This window comes from Shigella sp. FC1567 (assembly GCF_001743015.1).
GTDB classification, from domain to species: Bacteria; Pseudomonadota; Gammaproteobacteria; order Enterobacterales; family Enterobacteriaceae; genus Escherichia; species Escherichia coli.
The window spans coordinates 1-5,975 of the sequence record NZ_MIIV01000128.1 but is presented as its reverse complement, the minus strand read 5'-3'; the positions used below and the strand labels follow the sequence as shown (position 1 = coordinate 5,975).

Annotated in this window: 7 protein-coding genes and 1 pseudogene; all 8 read left to right on the top strand. The window is 47.5% G+C overall.

The genetic code is table 11. From position 1 onward, the window contains the following. Positions 1 to 235: integrase core domain-containing protein (locus tag BHE85_RS09775; protein ID WP_146627965.1), on the top strand; the 235-nt coding region annotated here is incomplete at its 5' end. Positions 236 to 634: 399 nt separating this feature from the next. Then, the gene (locus BHE85_RS09765; protein ID WP_000253098.1) at positions 635 to 1,000 is read left to right on the top strand and encodes a hypothetical protein; all 366 of its coding nucleotides are present in this window, start codon (positions 635 to 637) and stop codon (positions 998 to 1,000) included. Between the two features lie 12 nt (positions 1,001 to 1,012). Beyond that, positions 1,013 to 2,617, top strand: a complete 1,605-nt coding sequence (locus BHE85_RS09760) for an LA2681 family HEPN domain-containing protein (RefSeq protein ID WP_000628841.1) — start codon at positions 1,013 to 1,015, stop codon at positions 2,615 to 2,617. 370 nt (positions 2,618 to 2,987) lie between these two features. Next, on the top strand, positions 2,988 to 3,449 hold the full coding sequence (locus BHE85_RS09755) for a hypothetical protein (protein WP_000201268.1): 462 nt from the start codon (positions 2,988 to 2,990) through the stop codon (positions 3,447 to 3,449). Next, positions 3,446 to 3,652: a helix-turn-helix domain-containing protein gene (locus BHE85_RS09750; protein WP_000979502.1), complete on the top strand. Its 207-nt coding sequence runs from the start codon at positions 3,446 to 3,448 to the stop codon at positions 3,650 to 3,652. Before BHE85_RS09755 ends, BHE85_RS09750 begins: the two co-directional genes overlap by 4 nt. Before the next feature lie 348 nt (positions 3,653 to 4,000). Further along, positions 4,001 to 4,258 (top strand): AbrB/MazE/SpoVT family DNA-binding domain-containing protein, encoded by a 258-nt coding sequence (locus BHE85_RS09740; RefSeq protein ID WP_000288814.1) that lies wholly within the window; start codon positions 4,001 to 4,003, stop codon positions 4,256 to 4,258. Beyond that, on the top strand, positions 4,259 to 4,576 hold the full coding sequence (locus BHE85_RS09735; RefSeq protein ID WP_000373726.1) for a type II toxin-antitoxin system PemK/MazF family toxin: 318 nt from the start codon (positions 4,259 to 4,261) through the stop codon (positions 4,574 to 4,576). It abuts the gene before it with no gap. An 864-nt stretch (positions 4,577 to 5,440) separates the two neighbouring features. After that, positions 5,441 to 5,845: pseudogene (locus BHE85_RS09720) on the top strand (phage integrase N-terminal domain-containing protein); the annotation flags it as partial. Positions 5,846 to 5,975 lie beyond the last annotated feature (130 nt).

The window sequence follows — 5,975 nt, the reverse complement described above, 5'->3', positions numbered from 1 at the left end:
GCGCGGAAACTGCTGGGATAACAGCCCAATGGAACGCTTCTTCAGGAGTCTGAAGAACGAATGGATGCCGGTGGTGGGTTACGTAAGCTTCAGCGAGGCAGCTCACGCCATAACGGACTATATCGTTGGATATTACAGCGCACTAAGACCGCACGAATATAACGGTGGGTTACCCCCAAACGAATCGGAAAATCGATACTGGAAAAACTCTAACTCGGTGGCCAGTTTTTGTTGACCACTTCAATACGATGCTAGTGAAGTACTTGAGCGCTTATTACTGCTGCCTGAATGTGAAAGTTATCGGGATCATCTCTCACATGCCCAAAGCAATCAGAAAATTCGTTATAGAGAATCACAGTTCCATCATGCCGACTGGAAGCAGACTGTAAGTACATTGATGAATAAAACGCCTGCCAACATAATGGATCTTTACTCATTATTGCTTGATCATATACGGGATATTTCTAACCGAATTGCCAATGAAAATACCGATATTTATAAGCAATTCTGGAATGAAGACAGCTATGGCCGTACCCTAACGCCTAAACCTGAAGAGAGTTGCCGTAATATTTTTCTGGATTTACTCCGTGTCCGGCTTAATCCATAAAAAATAAGCTGTGAACCAGAAGGACACATGGTTTCTGATAAAAGGGCAGATATCATTGTTTCACTACCGCAGATAAAAATACCTATCGAGATAAAGCGTGATTATCATCGTGATGTCTGGACTGCACTTAATGGGCAATTGGACAAGCTTTATACTAAAAACCCCGATGCTGCTGGTCACGGTATCTATCTGGTTTTTTGGTTTGGTTCTGCTCGACCGAATTCCCTGCCTCATTTGGCGAAAAATACATCTCAACCTGAAAACGCCAGTGCAATGGAAAATATGCTTAATGAAACTGTGCCGGTTGATAAAAGAGACCGCTTATCAGCGATAGTTATAGATGTCTCCTGTGAGGGCATACCTCCTGTTGAAGCACCGAAATCCTCTGTATAAGGAAAATTTATTTTGATAACAAAAGAACTTGTCGATGAAAGTAATTTCATTAGCCAACTGGTTGATATTGGAAGATTTGACGAATCTTATCAACAGTCAGTTGCGTTCCTGAACAAACTGGAAAGAATAACAATCAGGAACGATAACTACTTTATAGTATTGGCGAACATTGCGGGTGCTCTTGTTGACATCGGGCAGATGCAAAATAATAAAAATGCGTCAGAGCTTGGTTGCAACCTGATGGAAGATAACAAAGAAGCATTTATATCAGTGTTAGGAGAGTGCCTTTACTATTATAACTATGGTAATGCGCTATCTAATCTGGTGAGCATTACTAACCCCAATGACCATACATTCAAATCGATAGAAGAATTGGTTTCCTTAAAAAATATCTACTGGCGTTCTTTTAAGCTATCTGCTGAGGAGCAGGAGGAATTTCAGGCTGAACTATCTGTTAATTTGGCTAATTCATTAAGAAGTCAATTTCGGCTCAGTGAGTCATTGAGATATTATGATCTTACCAATCTTAAGGGATTAGATATACCACAGGCTTGGGTCAACCGTTCGATGTCACTTATGGTCCTCAATCTTATTTCATCTTCATTTTCAATCAAGTTACTAAAAGAAGTGAGAGCAGGATATATTAAAGCGTCTGTATCAAAAAATATCCCACCACAATGGGAATCGTTCTATTTAGAACGCATAGCGCAGACTAACGAGAAAATCGCAGAATATGCTGTTGATGATGAAACTGACGAACACGATGAAGCACTTACACAACAAGAGTTCGAAGTGTTAAGCCCATATCGACAGTTTTGTCTTAGAAATCATCTGACTTTATCAGAACATGGCCTGTATTGCCCATGTGTAGGGAGTGCTACAGATGATCTTGTGATTGCTTCGCGAGGCGGTGTAACAGGTGATTTTATCATTCCCATGGAGATGGTATTAAATCGCCTTAAATCGGAGTTTTCACTCGCACGCCATCTTTATTTTGATTATCTTCATCCACAAAATACGGATTACATTAAGTACGAAAGCCATTTTCTGGAATTGTATAATGACGAAGTTTTAGGAATAGAAATTGAAAAAATCAGGACGGCATTTCGTCTTTGCTTTGGTATTCTTGATAAAATTGCGGTAGCCATATGTGAACTTTATAATCTTTACCCAACAACAAAAAAAGGTACACCTCAGAAGAATATCTATTTTCAGAATTTCTGGCAGTTAGATGTTGATAACAGAAGACAATTATTTGAAAAGGTAAAATCACCAGGGCTTCTGGCGCTGTACAGTATTGCTACCGACCTGAATAAAGATAAGGGTGGGGAGTTGGCTTTCTATAAAGAATGGCGCAATGGTTTAGAGCATAAGTTTTTAGTTGTACATAAAAGTGATAAACCTGAGGACATTTACGAATCTTATCAACTAATAGAAGATATTCTTTTTATCAAAGAAAGTGATTTTATTCACCATTTTGAGCATTTACTTCAGATAACTCGTTCAGCAATTTTTTCGTTTGCTTTTATGGTGAGGCAAGAGGGGATGAAAGAAAAGAAGGAGGGTATCCACTATATGACCCGAGAATTACATGCGATAAACTATTCAGCAGATTGAGAGTAAAGTTAATATATGTGCCGTCTTTGTTAACATTAACTATTGTGTATATTTATAACAATCTGCGATCTCTATTCCACGACTTCCCCTTGCCGTTTTCAACCGAAAGCGGTATCTTTTACCCGCACCTGCAAAATCAGGTGCCGGGATTGGAACCCCGAAATATAACCATACTGGCGACACGTGACGCGTCTGCGTCTTTTTTTATGTCGCGCGCTTAGCTACACCAAAATTATGGTGGGCTGGGCGGGGGCACCGTAAGGTGCGCCGGTTCCAGTATGGCCGGTAGTTCCAACCTCGTTCAGTCCACCACCCATGAGATTGGAACCTCTGGTGGTGGTTTTCAAACCACATACTGGAGGCTGCCTTTATGGCTACGATCCCCACTCAGACACACCCGTTACTTGCTGTTCCCTTCAGTGCTGCCACAGATTTTACCGTACTGGCAGACCACTGCGAAAACGTCGCCGAAACCCTGATCGAAAGCGAAGATCCGGTGCTGCGGCTGGCGCTTTGCGGGCGACTTGCCGCCTGTCTCACTTTGCTGCAACCCACGCTGAACGACCCCATCCCGTCTCATCTGACTGACAGCCTGACCGTTGATGCTCTACCTGCCGATATGCCCCGATTTGTCCCCGACGCAGAATTACTTTGTGATTACTCACTGACGCTGGCGCAACTTCTTATCGGGCAGGGGATGCAGCCAAAAGTGGAGCAGACGATAACAGGCTTATTATGTGAACTGGTCTGGTATTTTGCCGCCGAAATGAAAGCCCCGCGCTGGCTCCGCACCGCCGATGGCGTGAAGTTTATCGACGAGGTGGCTGCATGATGCTGCAGGACTGGCATCCTGCCGACATTATCGCCGGGCTGAAAAAACGAGGCACTTCGCTGTCAGCGCTTTCGCGTCAGGCAGGTCTGGCGTCCTCCACGCTGGCTAATGCGCTTACCCGCCGCTGGCCCAAAGGCGAAAGGTTAATTGCCGAAGCGTTAGGCATCAAGCCTGAGCAAATCTGGCCTTCGCGCTACCGCTGATGTTCCTGCGGCGCAGCCCGGATACGGAAGCTGCGCCGCATTTTGTTTATCCGAACCGTCATAATCCTTTGAACTGCAAAAGCAGTTTCCTATTATCGGCCTTCTTTGTTACGCACTAAGCTCCCGCCTGTACGAAATGCTTCATGACCTGAAAGAAGCGCCTGATGTATCAGGACGGTTGCCCTTTTACCGGCAATGTCGCCTTTGAAAACTGCCGGATCTGTCTTCCGATGGATTAAGGCTTTCTTCACGCTTTATTACACTAAGGAAACCACAATGAATCTGATGAATAGTTGTGCATCGTCTATCATGGATGTTATATTAAAATATAATATCCGGAGGTGCTCTATGTATACCACTCGCCTGAAAAAGGTTGGCGGATCCGTCATGCTGGCGGTTCCCCCCGCAGTGCTGAAAACGCTAGGGCTGTCGACGGACAGCGAAGTGGGCATGACCATTGATAATGGCTGCCTGATTATTGAACCTCAAAAACGTCCCCGCTATTCGCTCGAAGAACTGTTGGCGCAGTGCGATCCGCACGCTGAAATAAGCGAAGAGGGTCGGGAATGGATTGATGCGCCTGCGGTGGGCAAGGAGATCCTGTAGATGGACAGAGGAGAAATCTGGCTCGTTTCACTGGATCCCACCACTGGCCATGAACAAAGTGGAAAACGTCCGGTACTCATCGTATCGAAGGCATCGTTTAACACGTTCACCCGGTTGCCTGTTGTTGTCCCTGTCACCAGCGGCGGAAACTTTGCCCGCGAAGCCGGTTTTACCGTTTCACTGGACGGGGCGGGAACAAAAACAACGGGCGTTATTCGCTGCGACCAGCCCAGAACCATTGATATGGGAGCTCGGAGCGGTAAGCGGCTGGAACGTATACCCGATGCTGTCGTGAATGAGGTGCTGGCTCGACTGTAAGCTATTCTGAGCTGATATTTTTTATGTAACCTGAACGAGGGCGCTGTCACATACAGCGCCCTCATTTTTTATAACAACAAGTGATTAAAAAATCCTTTTGCAGGTAAAAACAGTTTCTCCTTTCCGCGCCAGCGGCACAGGCGTAGTCTCCCCCTTGCTCTATGCTGTCGTAGACAGCGCCCAACGCTTCACAACCTGAAAGAAGCGCCTGTTATCAGGACGGTCGATCCGTTTACCGGTGCAGACCTCTGCAAACACCGGGTCGCAGAACATCGCGACGGAGGCCAGAGTTTTAATACGATACATCCTTTTACTTCGCCAGCCTGCTGGTCTGAATCTGCACCGCGCCGGAATTCTCCCGGCTAACCTGCATCTGCTGACACCCTCAGCGCCTTTTACCTTACGGGCTGCGGCCTGCATTGCCGTCAGGCTTTGCTGCCGCGTGACCGTAAAACTGCACCAGACGATAAATCTCAGATGCTGCACCAGATCCGTGCGTCACTTTAACCGCGCAAAGCGGGAAAGTGACGCACGCAAGCCCTTTCGACCTGCACCAGAAAACTCAACTGCGCCAGCTCATGGCTGGATTCTGACACCGCCTTTTTAGGCCATTTACCCATAAGGAGAATATGAACCGATACCGAGGCGGATCTGGACGATCCGGGGGATGACCCGCGCAAGCGGGCGGCTGCTCTGAGAGCACAACCGAAGCCCCACCACACCTCAACGGCTGCCGCCCCGGCGCTCAGGTATCGTTCGCAGCCCCGACAAAACTCAGGGGCTATCGGCCTGTGCGCCGGGGAACGCTGTATCAGTGTTGAGTTTTTGGGGATGAGTTTGCGGCAATCATGAAAGGGGGAATGTATGGGGATTCTGGAGCAGGAAATGAAGCGATTGGCACAACAGGCGGGCGGCAGCCATAAGACCGTTCACGACCGTATTAAGCTGGTGCAGCGGTTTTGTGAGCGTCTGGTTCTGGCACAGAATGTGCAGATCCGCCGGGTGGAGCAGCTTAAGGCGCGGTATATTGAGGGATATGTTCGTGAACGACTGGCGCAGGGTATCACGAAGCGTTCCCTGCAAAATGAGATGGCGGCGGTGCGCTGCATTCTGAAACAGGCCGGGCGTGACAGGCTGGCGCAGAGTGAGCGACTGAATAACCGCTCGCTGGGCCTGTCTGGCGCATCCCGTAACGGTACGAAGCGGGCCATCACGCCGGAGCATTACCGCCATGTGCTGGAAACCGCCCGCGCAAAAGATCCGGGGATGAACCGCCCCGGGAATCCTGGAGACTAAACTTCCTGAGAAAGAGGTAAACAGGATGACTAAAAATACTCGTTTTTCCCCCGAAGTCCGTCAGAGGGCGATTCGTATGGTTCTGGAAAGTCAGGGCGAATAT